This window comes from Phenylobacterium sp. (assembly GCF_030693625.1).
Taxonomy (GTDB): domain Bacteria; phylum Pseudomonadota; class Alphaproteobacteria; order Caulobacterales; family Caulobacteraceae; genus Phenylobacterium; species Phenylobacterium ferrooxidans.
Genome location: NZ_JAUYAF010000056.1, coordinates 25195 through 40297, shown reverse-complemented (window position 1 = coordinate 40297; position 15103 = coordinate 25195). Strand labels below are relative to the sequence as shown.

Sequence of the window (15103 nt, the reverse complement as noted above, 5' to 3'; positions counted from 1 at the left end):
TGCTTGCCCACATCGACGCCCGCAACCTTCGTGTTAGACTGAACCTGTTCCACCGACCCCTCCTTGTGGCTCCGGACCTCAAAGTCCCTGCAACCATCCGGGTCATGGAAACGTCAGTGGCGACCCTGCTCATCCTCAGCTAAATAGCTCAGGGGTTAGCGGTCCCTCCACCGACAGTCCGCCTGGCGCGCCAACGCCAGGCGGACGTCCCGGAAGACAGCCACAATCTAGCACCACCCCAACAGACAAGGGGTCACGCTCCCCTCTCCGCGCGAACTGCAACGCCCTAACCCGGGAGGCCTATCGACCCCTCATCCGACCCTGCTCCGCAGGGCCACCTTCTCCCGCAAGGGGAGAAGGATCGCTGATTACGGATGCGCCCTTGGCCTTGGCCAGCTTGAGGGCCTCGTCCAGGGCCTGGTCGGTGTGGACGGCCACGTCGGGGGTGACGCCCTTGCCTTCCCAGCCCCAGTTGGTGTCGGGGTCGTAGGAGCGGCCGACGGGGACGAAGGCGGCGAAGCGGTCGCCGATGTCCAGCAGGCCGCCATAGTGGCCGGCGCCGCGGGTGGTCTCGCCCACCAGGGTGGCGCGGTGGGTGCGCTTGAAGGCCAGCGCCAGGTGCTCGGCGGCCGAGGCGCTGCGCCGGGAGGTCAGATAGTAGATGGGCGCGGTCTGGAGGCGCGTCTCGGTGGTGTCGGGGATCACGACGTGGTCGTGGCTGACCAGGGTGGGCGCGGAGGTCTGGCGCACCAGGGTCGGACCGTCGGCCATCGGCCCCTCGTCCTCGATGCCGGCCCGGGTGTCCATTCGAACCAGGTGCGTGGTCTTGGCGTAGAACAGCGGCAGGATGGCGTCCATTTCGTCGAGGCCGCCGCCGCGGTGCGGGCGCGCGTCGATGATGACCGCCTTGGCGTCGGCGTGGGCCAGCAGGAAGGCGCGGGCCTTGCGGACCGTCTCCGGATCGCCGGTGAACTGGTTGAAGCGGAGATAGGCGACATCGCCGATCATCGCGGTCTCCTCCAGGCCGGGCGGGCCCACAGGCCGGGCGCTGGCCGGCACATCGGCGGGCGACGGCCGGCGCGCCTGGAAAGCCGTCTGGGTCGCCAGGCGCAGGTGGCCGTCCGGGGCCACAGCCTGGAGGTCGGCGGTGACCTTTGCGCCGAAGGCGTCGGGGTCGGTCAGGCCGTCATAGGCGCCGCTGGCCAGGTTGGCGCGCAGCATGGCGGCATAGCGGGCGCCGACCTCTGGGAAGACGAAGTTGGCGTCCAGGGTCTTGGCCAGCTTCTCGACGACGTCGCGGCGCTCGGCGGCGTCCATCGGCTTGACGGCGGGCGCCGTGGCGGGCGCTGACGCGGGCTGAGCCTGGGCGGCGGAGAGACCGGTGGCGAGAATGAGGGCCGCGCCGGCGGCCAGCAGATGACGACGCATGAGGGTCTCCCTGACTGCGGCGCTGATAGGCAAGCCGCGGGAGGAGGGCAAATTAAGCTCCCGTAAGCTTGGCCGAGCCTCGGTTTCGGCTTGATTGCGGGCGCCTGAGCGCCACACTCCGCGCCCTGGGATCGGGAGTGACGGAATGGGTGCGAGTCGGGTTGCGATGGCGGCGGTGGCCGCCCTGCTGGTGAGCGCAGGGCCGGCCCTGGCCGCGGGCAAGGACGCCAAGGTGTGGGCCGCCGCGGAGAAGGCCCGCGCGGGCCAGCTCGACCTGCTGGAGCAGGTGGTGAACATCGACAGCGGCACCGGCGACATCGAGGGCGGGCGCAAGGTCACGGCCCTGCTCGTCCCGAGGCTGAAGGCCCTGGGCATGACCATCGAGACCGTGCCGGCCGAGATCCCCGGCCTGCCCGAGAACACGGTGGCGACCCTGACCGGGACCGGCAAGGCGAGGATCCTGATGATCGGCCACATCGACACGGTGTTCGGGCCGGGCACGGTGGCCAAGTGGTCCTATTCGGTGGAGGGCGACCACGCTCGCGGCCCCGGCGTGGCCGACGAGAAGGGCGGGGTGATCGAGGGCCTGTATGCGCTGCAGATCCTGCGCGACCTGCGCTTCACGAACTTCGAGCGGATCACCTTCCTCCTCGACACGAGCGAGGAGCGGGGCTCGCCGGGCACGCGCGCCCTGATCGACAGGCTGGTGCGCGCCCACGATGCGGAGCTAAACCTGGAGCCGGGCGACGCGCCGGACGTGATCACGGTCTGGCGCAAGGGCTCCATGACCCTGAACATCGATGTGAAGGGCCGCGCCGCCCACGCCGGGGTCGCGCCCCAGGACGGCCGCAACGCCGCTGTCGAACTGATCCATCAGCTCGCCGCGGTGGAGAGCTTCCCGCGCTCCGGCGACGGGCTGACCGTCAACCTGACCACGATCCAGGCCGGCACGCGCCACAACATCATCCCCGAGGCCGCGCGGGGGCAGATCAATATCCGGGCCCGCCAGAAGGCCGATCTCGACAGGGTCGAGGCCGCAGTCAAGGAGAGCGCCAAGTCCACGGTGGTGCCCGACACCACGGTGACGGTCAGCCGCGAGAACGCCTTCCCGCCGCTGGCCAGCAACCCGGCGACCGACGCCCTGGCCGCCCGCGCCCAGGCGATCTATGCGGGCCTCGGCCTGAAGCTCGCCACCGGCGGCAATGGCGGCGCCTCGCAATCGGCCCTGGCCTATGAGGCGGGCACGCCGGCCCTGGACGGGCTCGGCCCGGTGGGCGGGGGCTTCCACTCCGAGAAGGAGTTCATGGACCTGAGGTCGGTGACGCCCCGGCTCTATCTGCTGACCAAGCTGATCATGGACCTGAGCGCCAACCCGCCGAAGAAGTAGGGCGCTTTCCACCACGGCGTGGGCCCGCTAGCCTGACGTCATGATGATCGGTTTCGTCGCGGTCTGACCGCGCCTCCAGCCCGTTCGACCTGACTGCGTGGTCCGCCAGGGCCGCGCCTGAGCGCCTGCGCGCGCGCATCATCTGAAAGACAAGACATGGATCTGATCATTCGCGGGGCCGCGAGCCCCGACGACGCCTACATGCCCATCTGGGCGCCCTTGCTGGCCTTCAACGAGAAGACGGTGGGCGACGCGCAAGGCGCGCCCTTCGCCCTGACCATCACCGAACCGGACAGCGAGGCGGTGCTGGGCGGGCTGTGGGCTCTCTCGCTCTGGGGATCGTTCTATATCGGGCTGGTGGTGACCCCTGAGGGCGCGCGCGGCGAGGGGCTGGGAACCGAGCTGATGGCCCAGGCCGAGGCCGAGGCGGTCGCCCGGAACTGCCACAATATGTGGCTCGACACCTACGCCTTCCAGGCGCGGGCCTTCTATGAGCGGCTGGGGTTTGCGGTGTTCGGCCAGATCGACGGACCAGCGTCGATGTTCCCGCGCTGGTTCATGCGCAAGGATCTGTAGCGGACAAAAAGAAGGGCGGCGTCCTTGGACGCCGCCCTCTGAGTTAAGTTCTCGAGGGGGAAGAACCTCTAGAACTTTTTGGTGACGCCCAGCTTGAAGTAGCGGCCGAGCGGATTGGCGGTGAAGGGGTCGTAGCTGAGGTCCAGCCGCGCGAAGGACGGGTCAGCGTCGAAGACATTGATCACCGCGGCCGTCAGCGTGGTCTCCCAGGGCAGGAAGACGCGGTAGCTGAGGTCGTTGGTGACGAAGGCGTCGATCTTCTGGCCCAGCGGGCTGGTGGCCGTGAAGGTCGAGGTGCCGACGCGGGTGTCGATCATCCCGTCGATGTAGCGCAGGGTCCAACGGAGGTTGTGGTCGCCGTTGGTGTACTCGCCGAAGACCGTGGCCTTCCACTGCGGCTGCGAGCCGTAGCCGAGGTAGTCCATCGTACCGGCATAGTCGCGGGCCGGCTTGACGGTGACGCCTTCGATGACCGTGGGAGCGACCTCGTACTTGAGCACGTAGGTCAGATCCAGGCCGAAGGAGAGGTCGCCGCCGGCCAGCACGTCGCGGGCCTTGTAGCTGGCCGCGAAGTCCAGGCCGCTGGTCTTCAGGTCCGGGCCGTTGACGACGTTCAGGCGGGTCCGGTTGATCGCCGAGGGGAGGCAATCAGGGGTTCCGTCGGAATTGATGTCGTTGAAGGTGATCCGGTTGCGAAGGCCGGCATAGGCCGCCACGCCGCAGTTGTTGGGCAGGGTCGTCGACGTGCCGTTCGGGAACAGCGCGTTGATGATGCCCGAGCCGCTCTCGTTGTCGATCGGACCGGCGAAGTCGAAGGACCAGTAGTCGAGGGTGGCGTTGAAGTCGCCGATCTCGAGGATGGCGCCGACGTTCAGGGTGTTGGCCTTTTCCGGCTCCAGGTTCGGGTTGCCATAGACGTCATAGGCCCGGTAGCCGGCCGCCGCGGTGGTGTAGGCCAGCGAGGTGGTGACGGACGGGGCGATCTGGGTCTGCGGCGGGGCGCGGAAGGTCGAGCCCGCCGAGGCGCGGAAGGCCAGCCAGTCGGTGGCTTGCCACTTCACGGCGACCTTGGGGTTGGTGGTGGCGCCGATGTTTCCGCCGTAGTCCTCGTAGCGCACGGCGAGCGTGGCGGTGAGGCTGTCGAAGATCGGAACCTGCAGTTCGCCGAAGCCCGCGATGACCCCGTAGTCGAGGTTGTAGTCGGTCAGCGGGCCGAAGAAGGAGAAGCCGCCGTACTGATTCACGCAGGTCGCCGCCGGGTTCACCGGAGAGTCGGTGCAGGGGGTGACGGCGATGTTGGTGTAGTCGCTGGTCTGACGCTCGATCGAGCTCCAGCGGTACTGCGTGCCCGCGGCCCAGGCGAGAGGGCCGGCGCCGAAGTCGATGGGCAGCTCGCCGTTGAAGACCAGGTCAGCCGCGAACAGCTTGGTGCGGGTCTCGTAAGAATAGTCCTCGAACAGGTAGTCGAGGATCGCCTGGTTGTTGACGGTCCCGGCCACGTAGTTCGGGTTGGCGCGGCCGTCGAGGACGTTGCCCGCCGTGCCGGTGGAGAAGGGGTTGAAGTACTGGCAGGCGCCCACGCCGGCGACGCCGGTGGAGGGGTTGCAGCCCGCGCCGCCCAGGCCGCGCAGGGCGAGCTGGAGGCGGGAGATCAGGATGTCCGGAGTGGCGATGTCGCTCCAGTCTTCCATGTAGGTCAGGCCGGCGTCCCAACCGATGCCGTTCTCGAACTTGCCCTTCAGGCCCGACGAGAGGCGATAGGCGGTGAACTTGCGCTTATCTTCCTTGCCGCCGTTGTCGTAGAGGCCGTTGCCGCCGACGCCGATCGGACGCCAGGCGATCGAGGTGAACAGGCCCGAGGTGGCCGCCGAGGCCGGGGCCAGGCCCTTGGCGATCAGGGCCTGCAGGCCGGGGTTGGACGACGGGATGAAGAAGCCGTTGCCCTGGGCCTTGGTGGTCAGGCCCGAGGTCGGGAAGTTGTTCGGCGGATAGGACGGCGACGACTTCTCTTCCGGCACGTCGTGGCCGGCATAGAGGGCTTCCATGTGGAAGGTGGTGGTGTCGGTGAGGTCGAAGTTGATCTCGCCGTAGAGCTGGTAGTGCTCTTCACGCTCCGTGAGGTTGTCGAAGCCGATGTAGTTGAAGTTGCAGCTCGCCGCCGTGCCGGGGCCGGAGATGGCGTTGCAGGACGGGTCGACATAGGGGCTGGTGAAGCTCAGTCCGCCGTTCGTGCTCGAGAGATAGAGGCCCGGGTTGCCGAAGCTGGACCAGCCGCCCTGCGGGTTCTCGGTGATGGAACGCTGGGTGTAGTCGCGCTCGCGGGTGCTGAGTTCCGAGCGGTGACGATAGCCGGCGGTCAGCAGGATGTTGCCGCGGTCGCCGCGCCAGCCGTAGGCGATGGAGGTCCCGTAGTCGTTGCCGTCCGAGCCGTCGATGTGGGAATAGTCGCCGCGCACCTCGAACCCGTCGAGGTTGGTGCGGGTGATGAAGTTGACCACGCCGCCGATGGCGTCGGAACCGTAGGTCGCCGCGGCGCCGTCCTTCAGGACTTCCAGGCGGCCGATGGCGGCCGTGGGGATCAGGTTGGTGTCGACCGAGGTGCCACCGGGGGAGACGGCCATGCGTCGGCCGTTCATCAGCACCAGGGTGCGGGTCGCGCCCAGGCCGCGCAGGTTGATGTTGCCCGAGCCCGTCGTCTGACCGGCGCCGAACTGGTTGGATTCGCCGATGGCGCCGCTGACCGCGGGGATCGACTTGATCAGGTCCACCGTCGAGGGCGAGCCCTGCTTCTGCATTTCGTCGGAGCCGATGACGTTTACCGGCAGGGCCGCGTCTTCCGGTGAGCCGGCGATGAAGGAGCCGGTGACGACGACTTCGGAAACTTCGGCGTCCACGTCCTGGGCGAAGGCCTGGCCGGCGCTGAGGGTGATGACGGCGGCCAACGCAATAGAGGAGGCCCCTGCAAGGTATCTGGTATTAAGCACGCGTTTCCCCTGTTTCAATATAACTGCGTTATCTATCTGAGTAATGACAGATCGCTGGCGGGGTAAGAGCGTCTACAGTCCCTAAACTCAAGTCTCTTTTCTGTCAGAGTTGACGCGGAAGCAAACTATCGCTGACCGTCTTGTCAAAACTAGTTGGAAACCGAGATTCAGTTTTCTGAGTTACGTCAAAAACGTACCCGAACTTCGAAGTTAGCCAGAAAAAGGCTTTTAGAAACAGTCCGGCCGGTCGGTAAAAAGTTGACGTTACGGCAGAAAGGTCGCGCTGTCGTTTTTCCGCAACAGGCACGCGCAAAACCGCCGCCGGAGTCGGTTCGACAGCCGGGGCGGTTCGCTTACAGCGTCAGAAAAGTCGGGACTCTGGCTTACCGAGTCGGGGCGACGGCGCCCGCGGTCTCCGGGGTCGCTTCGACGGGCGCGCTTTCAGGCGCCGGCGTGGGCTCAAGCTCGGCCGGGTCGGTGTTCACCTGGAAGGTCTTGCCCATCAGCTTGGCGCGCTGTTCGAGGGCGTGGGCCGTGGGGGTGCAGCGGACCGGCAGGGTCCAGCCCATCCAGTTCTGGGCGACCTGACGCTTGGGCATGTTGGCGGCGGCGGCCCAGGCGTTGTGGCCCTTCTTCACCGCGGCCGCGCCGAGGATGTTGATGGGCTTGAGGCTGGCGCGCTCGGCGGCCTCCATGGCGCGGGCGAACAGCTTCATGTCCTGCTTGGCGCGGACCTGGATAGTTTCGTAGGCCGCCAGCTTCTGCGCCAGGGTGGTCTCGGGATTGCTGGGGGGCGACTTCTCGATCTCGGTGACGTCCGGCATCATCTGGTCGTGCAGATCGACGTAGCCGCGCAGGGCGCCGTAGCACCAGCCCACCAGGCCATAGTCGTCGCGGGGCGCGCCGGCCGGATAGGGCATGTCCTCGGTGAGGGTGAGTTCGGCGGGCGCGCCGCCGGCGGCGGTGGGCTCGGCGGCGGCGAACAGGGCGAGGGCGGCGATGAGTGCGGACATGAGGCCTTGGAACCTTGAAACTGTGTCGATCAGGAGGCGGGGCGTGATCCGAAGCCTCCGCCTCCGGGGGTTTTGATCTCGATCACGTCGCCAAGCTGGACTGTAACCGAGAAGCAGCCGGGAAGTTCCTTTACCGCGCCATCGGCCCCGAACAAACGCTGCTCGCCCGCCAGGGCAGGGCCGCCGCCCGCGATTCCCTGGGGGGCGTGGTCGCGGCGGGTGGAGAGCAGGGCGGCCTCCATGGGCGCCAGGAACCGGATGCGGCGCACCGCGCCATCGCCGCCTCTTCGCAGACCGTCCCCGCCGGAGCCCCGGCGGATGGCGTAGGTCTCGACCCGGACCGGGAAGCGGCGCTCCAGGATCTCCGGGTCGGTGAGGCGGGAATTGGTCATGTGGGTGTGGACGGCGCTGGCTCCATCCGCATCGGCCGTGGCGCCGGCGCCCCCGCAGAGGGTCTCGTAGTACTGCCGGGTCTCGTCGCCGAAGGTGAAGTTGTTCATCGACCCCTGGGCGTTGGCCATGACGCCCAGCGCCGCATAGAGGGCGTCCACCACGTGCTGGCTGGTCTCGACATTTCCGGCCACCACGGCGGCGGGTGAGGCGGGCGCCAGCATGGAGCCGGGCCGCGTCAGGATGTTCAGGGGCGCCAGGCAGCCGGAGTTCAGCGGGATGTCGTCGTCCACCAGGGTGCGGAAGACATAGAGGGCCGCGGCGTCGACGATGGCCGAGGGGGCGTTGAAGTTAGACGGCAGCTGGTCGGCGGACTGGCGGAAATCGAGCGTCGCCTCGCCGGCTTCGGCGTCCACCGTGGTGACCACGACGATCTGGCCGCCGCCGTCCATGGGGACCCGCGCCTCGCCGTTCGACAGCTTGCCGATGGCCCGGCGGACGCTGGCGGTGGCGTTCTGCTGCACGAAGGTCATGTAGGCCGCCACGACGCCGCCGCCGAAGCCGTCGATCATCCCGGCGACGGCCGCGGCGCCGGCCTGGCAGGCGGCGATCTGGGCCTTGAGGTCGGCGATGTTGCGGTCCGGGGCGCGGGAGGGCCATCGCCCGGTGGCGAGCGCCGCGCGGGTGTCGGCCTCCAGGAAACCGCCGCCGCGCATGATCGGGATAGCGTCCAGCATGACGCCCTCCTCATCGATGGTCTTCGAGAACGGCGGCATGGAGCCCGGCTGCACGCCGCCGACATCGGCATGGTGGCCGCGGGCGGCGACGTAGAAGGCCGCGGTCTGCGCGCCCGGCATGAAGACCGGCATGACCACGGTGATGTCGGGCAGGTGGGTGCCGCCGGCATAGGGATTGTTCAGGGCGAAGGCGTCGCCGGGCTTCAGCGTGGGATGGCGGTCGCGGACGGCCCGCACGCTGGCGCCCATGGAGCCCAGGTGGACCGGCATGTGCGGGGCGTTGGCCACCAGGCCGCCGCCTTCGTCGAAGAGGGCGCAGGAGAAGTCCAGCCGCTCCTTGATGTTCACCGAGTGGGCGGTGCGCTCCAGGGCCGCGCCCATGGCCTCGGCGACCCCCATGAAGCGGCGGTTGAACAGCTCCAGCGTGATGGGGTCGGGGCGGTCCAGGGCGATGGCGCGGGTCTGGACGCCGCCGGCGCGGGTCAGGCGGATCAGGCCGTCGGCCTCGGCGACCGCGCGCCAGCCCAGGGGCAGGGCGATCTGGGTGTCGGGGCGGACGATGAGGGCCGGGCCGTCCAGCGTGGTCAGGGTCTCGGCGGCGACGATGGGGGCGGGGGTGGTTTGGCCGTGGGCGAACATCTCGATCCGCTCATCCCCGCTGACTGGAGATGGGCTGCCCCCGCTTTGGGTGCTTCGCGCCGCCGCTTCGCGGTCGCGGGGATGAGCGGTATTTTGAATGGTCTCCGCCTCGACGCTGGCGATGACGATCGTTCGGTCCGGCTCCACGAAGCCGAACAGGCGGCGGTGGGCGGTTTCGAAGGCGACCTTCACCTCGGCCAGGGGGCCTAGGGCGGTGGGCAGTTCGGCGTCGGCGCCGTCGTAGCGCAGGCGCAGGGTGCGGGTGAGCGCGCCGTCGTCGGCGCCCTGGTCGGCCAGGGCCTGGCGGGCGTCGGCTTCCACGCCCTCCAACAGGGTGGCGGCGCGGGCGAGACCGGCTTCGTCGAGGGCCGCGTCCAGTCCGGCCTGCTTGAGGGCCGTGACCCGCGCCTGGCCGATGCCCCAGGCCGAGAGCACGCTGCCGTGGCGGGGGCACAGGACTTCATCCACGCCAAGCGCCTCGGCCACCTGGCAACCGACCTGGCCCGCCGCGCCGCCGAAGGCCACCAGGGCGTGGCCGCGCGGATCGAAGCCACGCTCGGTGGAGATGCGGCGCACGGCCTGGGCGGTCTGTTCGACGGCGATGGCCACGAAGCCCTCGGCGGCCGCCTCGACGCTGTCGGCCTGCATGGCGTGGGCGAGTTCCGTCAGGCGCGCGCGGGCGGCCTCGACATCCAGGGGCGCGTCGGCGGCGGGGCCGAAGATCGCCGGGAAGAAGCGCGGATCGAGCCGGCCCAGCACCAGGTTGGCGTCGGTGACCGTGGCCGGGCCGCCGCGGCCATAGGCGGCGGGACCGGGATTGGCGCCGGCGCTGTGGGGCCCGACCCGGGCGCGCAGACCGTCGAAGAACAGGATCGAGCCGCCGCCGGCCGCCACCGTCTCCACGTCCAGCATGGGGCTGCGCAGCTTGACGCCGGCGATGCGCGCGGTGTCGCGGCGCTCCAGGCGTCCGGCGTAACGGCAAACATCGGTGGAGGTGCCGCCCATGTCGAAGCCGAGCGCTTGCTGGGCATGGGCGGCCTGGGCGGTCTGCGCCACCCCCACCACGCCACCGGCCGGCCCCGAGACCACAGCGTCGCGGCCCCGGAAGGCGGCGGCCCGCACCAGGCCCCCCGCCGAGGTCATGAAGTAGAGCGGCGCCCCGGCCACAGCGCCGGCCACCTTCTCCACATAGGCGCGCAGGATCGGGGTCAGATAGGCGTCGGCGACGGTGGTCTCGGCGCGGGGGATGTAGCGGGGCAGGGGTGAGACCTCGTGGCTCAGGGCCACGAATTCGAAACCGGCGGCGCGGGCGAGGGCCCCAGCCGCGATCTCGTGCTCCGGATTGAGATCGGCGTGCAGGAAGGCGATGGCGGCGGCGGTGTAGCCCTCAGCGACCGCGTGCCTGAGCTTGGCGGCCAGGTCGTCGCGGTCGAGGACTTCGACCACCGCGCCGTCGGCGGCGAGACGTTCGCGGGCCTCCACGACACCGGAATAGAGCGGCTCGGGGCGCACGACGTTGAGGGCGAACAGGTCGGGCCGCGCCTGGTCGCCGATCGCCAGGGCGTCGGCGAAGCCCTGGGTCGCCACGAACAGGGTCCTGGCGCCGCGCCGCTCCAGCAGGGCGTTGGTGGCCACGGTGGTGCCCATCTTGATGGCCTCGACCCGGTCGGCCGGGAAGGGGGCGCCTGGGGCCGCCCCCAGCACCCGGCGCATGGCCTCGACGGCGGCGTCCTCATAGGCCGGCGAACTGGACAGCAGCTTCAGCGACACCTCCTCGCCATCCTGCGCCTTGCCGATCACGTCGGTGAAGGTGCCGCCGCGGTCGATCCAGAAATTCCAGAGTCTGTCCAAAACTTAACCTGCCTCGGGTGCGATGCGCGTTGTGTTCGCCGCAGTGCGGAACTAGGCTTGTCGATACTCCCATGAGTTTCTGGCGCAACATTGCTGGGCTCGCCGTCCGCCGCCCAGATGGTTGCGAAGACTGCGATGAGTGTCCTCCGGGTCTGCCCGGCGAGGACCCCACCTTCACGACTGCTGTCACGGCCCTGGGCGCCAAGCTCGCCAAGGTCGACGGCCGGGCCAGCGTCGGCGAGTTCGACGCCTTCGCCGAGGTGTTCCAGACTGACGCCGCGTCCGAGCGCAACATCCATCGCCTCTATGATCTCGCCCGCCAGACGACCCGGGGTTACGAGAGCTATGCGACCCGCCTGGCCAAGCGCTACCGCAACTGCCCGACCCTGCTGGAAGATGTGCTGGACGGCCTGTTTCATATCGCCGGTTCGGATGGCGCGGTGACCCATGACGAGCTGAGCTACCTGGAGAGCGTCTCGAGCCTGTTCGGCTTTTCGCCCCTGGTGTTCCGACGGCTGAGGGCGACCCATCTGGGTCTGGGCGCCGACGACCCCTATGGCGTGCTGGGCGTGCCCCACGACGCGCCCGACGATGCGGTCCGCAGCGCCTGGAAGGGCGCCCTGGTGGTGTCCCACCCCGACCGGGCGCGGGCCCGCGGCCTGCCCTCGGAGTTCATCGAGGTGGCGGAGGCCAAGGCCGCCTCCATCAACGCCGCCTTCGACACCATCATGCGCGAGCGCCGGGAATTGGCGCTCGAAGGGGCGGCATAGGTCAGATTTCGTTGGTTTTTGAGTTGTGAAGCGTTGACGACGGGCGTCGCCCGAACAACATAATCGTTGCAGCCACCGGAAGAGGTGGCGCCAGAGGAAGCCATGGTCAGGGAATTCGCCCGCAAGCACGGTTCGGCGCTCCGCAGCTTCGCGGTGCTGGGCGGCGCTCTCGCCACCACGGCGGCTGTCGTCATCGCCGCGGTCCTGGCCCTGTTCGCCGCCGCCACGGTGGTGGTGATCGCGGTGATGTCCTCGGCCCTGCTGGCCCTGGCCGGTCTGGCCCTGCGCGCCAAGCGCACGGCCCATGCGCAGCGCGACGACGGGATCATCGAAGCCCGCAACCTGGGCGGCCACCACTGGGTCGCCTACGGCTGGAACGAGCGGCGGTAATATCCCCGCTCATCCCGGCGAAGGCCGGGACCCAGATACATCTGCTGCCTTCCGGATTCCTGGCTGAGGCCATGACCTACGACCTGGATCCCGGCCTTCGCCGGGACGAGCGGTGAGGGGTGTGGTCGTCCTCTCAAGCTGACGCCGCGTAGGGGTTGCAGGCGTAGAGCACGCCCTCTACCGTCGCCTCAAACAAGCGTTGGGAGAGAACGGCATGATTGGTGTGATCGCGGTCCTGAAGGTCGCTGAAGGCAAGAACGCGGAGTTCGAGGCGATCTTCACCGACCTCGCCAAGCAGGTGCGGGCCAATGAGCCCGGCAACATCGCCTACCAGCTCACCAAGAGCCGCACCGATCCGCAGATCTACAAGGTCCTCGAGCTCTACAAGGACCAGGAGTCCCTGACCGCCCACGGCGGCACCGACTACTTCAAGGCCGCGGGCGCCAAGATGGGCCCCTGCATGGGCGGCCGCCCAGAGATCGAATACCTCGACGGCGTTTAGGAGGCGGGGAGCATGGACCTCGACTTCTCGCAAGGTGACCTCGCCTTTCGCGACGAGGTCCGCGCCTTCATCGCCCAGGCCTTCGACGATGACATGCGGGCCCACATGGCCCAGGCCAAGAACGCCCATATCGACAAGGCCGGCCAGGTCCGCTGGTGGAAGCGGCTGAACGAGAAGGGCTGGATGGCCCCCGACTGGCCCGTCGAATACGGCGGGTCCGGCTGGACCCATGCCCAGAAGTACATCTTCGACATGGAGATGGCGCTCGCCGGCGCGCCCGACACCTCCAACATGGGGGTGCGGATGTGCGCACCCGTCGTGATGGCCTTCGGAACCGACGAACAGAAGAAACAGCACCTGCCCAAGATCCTCTCCAGCGAGGTCTGGTGGTGCCAGGGCTATTCCGAACCGGGCTCCGGATCGGACCTCGCCTCGCTGTCCATGAAGGCCGAGCGCGACGGCGATCATTATATACTGAATGGTTCAAAAATCTGGACGACCTACGCCCAGCACGCCGACTGGATGTTCTGCCTGGTGCGGACTTCCGTTGAGCCGATCAAGCAGATGGGGATCAGCTTCCTGCTGCTGGACATGACCACGCCGGGGATCAGCATCGTGCCCCTGCCGACCCTCGACGGTCCGCCGGACGGGGAGCAGGAGATCAACCAGGTCTTCTTCGAGAACGTCCGGGTTCCGGTGGCCAACCGGATCGGCGAGGAAAACCAGGGCTGGACCTACGCCAAGTACCTGCTGCAGTTCGAGCGCGGAAACGCCTATGCGCCGGGCCTGACCAACATGCTGGCCAGGGTGAAGATGATCGCCGGGGCCGAGCGGTCCGATGGCGGCGGGCGGATGCTGGATGACACCGATTTCCGGCGCAAGCTGACCGAGACCCAGATCAAGGTCGATGCGCTGAACGCCACCGAGCTGCGGATGTTCGCGGCGCGCACGGCCGGCGAGGCGATGGGGGCGGCGTCCTCAATGTTCAAGCTGGAGGGCAGCCAGGCCCAGCAGGCGATCACCGAGCTGGCCCTGGAGGCGGCTGGGATCTACGCCCAGCCCTTCGTCCAGGACACCTTCGCCGAGATCCGCGGCGAGCGGAACGAGGCCCGCGCCGGGCCCGACTACGCCGCCACCGTGGCGCCGATGTACTTCAACTACCGCAAGACCTCGATCTATGCGGGCTCCAACGAGATCCAGCACAACATCATCGCCAAGATGGTGCTGGGGCTGTGAGCTTTCGGGCCTTCGAGGCGGCCCTGGCCAAGGCCGTTGATGAGGGCAAGATCGCCGGTGCGGTGGCCCTGGTCACTGACCGAGACGGTGTGACCTACGAGCACGCGGCGGGGCTCCGGGCTGTCGGTCAACCGGCGGCGATGGACGGCGCCACCGTGTTCTGGATCGCCTCGATGACCAAGGCGGTGGTGTCAGTGGCGGCGCTGCAGCTGGTGGAGCGCGGCAAGCTGACCCTGGACGGTGACCTGGGCGAGCTATGCCCGGACTTGAAGGATCTGCAGGTCCTGGAGGGCGTGGCCGAGGGCAAGCCCAGGCTGCGGCCCGCCAAGGGCTTCGTCACCCTGCGCCAGCTGCTGAGCCATACTTCCGGCTTCGCCTACACCTTCTCCCATCCGGAATTCCTGGCCTTCTCCCAGACCGAGGGGGCGCTGGATCCCAACTCCGGCAGCCGCGCCGCCCACCGCCAGCCGCTGATGTTCGACCCCGGCCAGGGCTGGATCTACGGCATCGGCATCGACTGGGCCGGCATCGTCATCGAGGCGGCCAGCAGGCAGCGCCTGGACGCCTATCTGGCGGAGAACATCTTCGCGCCCCTGGCGATGTTCGACACCGGATTCGCCCTGTCCGAAGGCCAGGCGCCGCGCAAGGCCAGCGTCCATGTGCGAGGCCCGGACGGGGCGCTGATCGCCATACCCTTCGGCCTGCCGGCCAATCCCGAGGTGCTGTCGGGCGGCGGCGGGCTCTATTCGACGGCGGCCGACTACGGCAAGTTCCTGCGCATGCTGCTGGGAGACGGCGGCCCGGTGCTGTCGGCCAGGACCCTGCGCAGCCTGTCGGAGAGCCATAGCGGGGCCCACAAGGCCGGCTATATCAAGTCGGCCATGGCCACCATGTCCAACGACTTCGACCTCTATCCGCACATGGCCACCGGCCACGGCCTGGCCACCATGATCACGCCCGAGCCCACCGGCGACGGACGCGGCGCCGGCAGCCTGGCCTGGGCGGGCCTGGCCAACACCTACTACTGGGCCGACCCGGAGGCCGGGCAGGGCGGGGTGCTGATGACCCAGCTGCTCCCGTTCGCTGATCCCGAGGTGCTGTCCCTGCTCCGGGCGCTGGAGCGCGGGGCCTACGGGCTGGACTAGCTAGGTCCTCCCCAGGTGCAGCGCCGATGTGGCGGCGCTGTGCGCCAGCTCCCCC

At 68.7% G+C, this 15103-nt stretch carries 11 protein-coding genes; 7 read left to right on the top strand and 4 right to left on the bottom strand.

Features of this window, described 5'->3' with window-relative positions; genetic code table 11:
• Nucleotides 1-300: 300 nt before the first annotated feature.
• Nucleotides 301-1428: a S41 family peptidase gene (locus tag Q8N10_RS11675; RefSeq protein WP_304778663.1), complete on the bottom strand. Its 1128-nt coding sequence runs from the start codon at nt 1426-1428 to the stop codon at nt 301-303.
• A 145-nt stretch (nt 1429-1573) separates the two neighbouring features.
• Between Q8N10_RS11675 and Q8N10_RS11670 the strand changes: the two genes are divergently transcribed.
• Together Q8N10_RS11670 and Q8N10_RS11665 are read left to right on the top strand one after the other, a co-directional pair.
• Nucleotides 1574-2815 carry a glutamate carboxypeptidase gene (locus Q8N10_RS11670; RefSeq protein WP_304778660.1) on the top strand — a complete coding sequence of 414 codons (1242 nt, stop codon included), beginning with the start codon at nt 1574-1576 and terminating at the stop codon, nt 2813-2815.
• A 156-nt stretch (nt 2816-2971) separates the two neighbouring features.
• Entirely contained in the window at nt 2972-3391 is a 420-nt protein-coding gene (locus Q8N10_RS11665) for an N-acetyltransferase (RefSeq protein ID WP_304778656.1), read from the top strand.
• Nucleotides 3392-3459: 68 nt separating this feature from the next.
• Here Q8N10_RS11665 and Q8N10_RS11660 read toward each other — a convergent pair whose 3' ends face one another.
• The 3 genes from Q8N10_RS11660 to Q8N10_RS11650 form a co-directional block, all read right to left on the bottom strand.
• Complete coding sequence (locus Q8N10_RS11660) at nt 3460-6333, bottom strand: TonB-dependent receptor (protein ID WP_304778655.1); 2874 nt, start codon at nt 6331-6333, stop codon at nt 3460-3462.
• A 425-nt stretch (nt 6334-6758) separates the two neighbouring features.
• Entirely contained in the window at nt 6759-7388 is a 630-nt protein-coding gene (locus Q8N10_RS11655; RefSeq protein WP_304778652.1) for a hypothetical protein, read from the bottom strand.
• Between the two features lie 29 nt (nt 7389-7417).
• The gene (locus tag Q8N10_RS11650; RefSeq protein WP_304778649.1) at nt 7418-11005 is read right to left on the bottom strand and encodes a hydantoinase B/oxoprolinase family protein; all 3588 of its coding nucleotides are present in this window, start codon (nt 11003-11005) and stop codon (nt 7418-7420) included.
• A 71-nt stretch (nt 11006-11076) separates the two neighbouring features.
• On the opposite strand from Q8N10_RS11650, the gene Q8N10_RS11645 reads away from it, so the two are divergent.
• The 5 genes from Q8N10_RS11645 to Q8N10_RS11625 all read left to right on the top strand — a co-directional run bounded on the left by Q8N10_RS11645 (nt 11077) and on the right by Q8N10_RS11625 (nt 15048).
• On the top strand, nt 11077-11775 hold the full coding sequence (locus Q8N10_RS11645) for a DnaJ family molecular chaperone (protein WP_304778646.1): 699 nt from the start codon (nt 11077-11079) through the stop codon (nt 11773-11775).
• Nucleotides 11776-11877: 102 nt separating this feature from the next.
• A complete protein-coding gene (locus Q8N10_RS11640) occupies nt 11878-12165 on the top strand; it encodes a hypothetical protein (RefSeq protein WP_304778644.1) in 288 nt (95 codons plus the stop codon).
• Between the two features lie 214 nt (nt 12166-12379).
• Nucleotides 12380-12667 carry a putative quinol monooxygenase gene (locus Q8N10_RS11635; protein WP_304778641.1) on the top strand — a complete coding sequence of 96 codons (288 nt, stop codon included), beginning with the start codon at nt 12380-12382 and terminating at the stop codon, nt 12665-12667.
• 12 nt (nt 12668-12679) lie between these two features.
• Nucleotides 12680-13903, top strand: a complete 1224-nt coding sequence (locus tag Q8N10_RS11630) for an acyl-CoA dehydrogenase family protein (RefSeq protein WP_304778638.1) — start codon at nt 12680-12682, stop codon at nt 13901-13903.
• A complete protein-coding gene (locus tag Q8N10_RS11625; protein WP_304778636.1) occupies nt 13900-15048 on the top strand; it encodes a serine hydrolase in 1149 nt (382 codons plus the stop codon). The genes Q8N10_RS11630 and Q8N10_RS11625 overlap by 4 nt, the downstream gene beginning before the upstream one ends.
• The last annotated feature ends 55 nt before the right edge of the window (nt 15049-15103 follow it).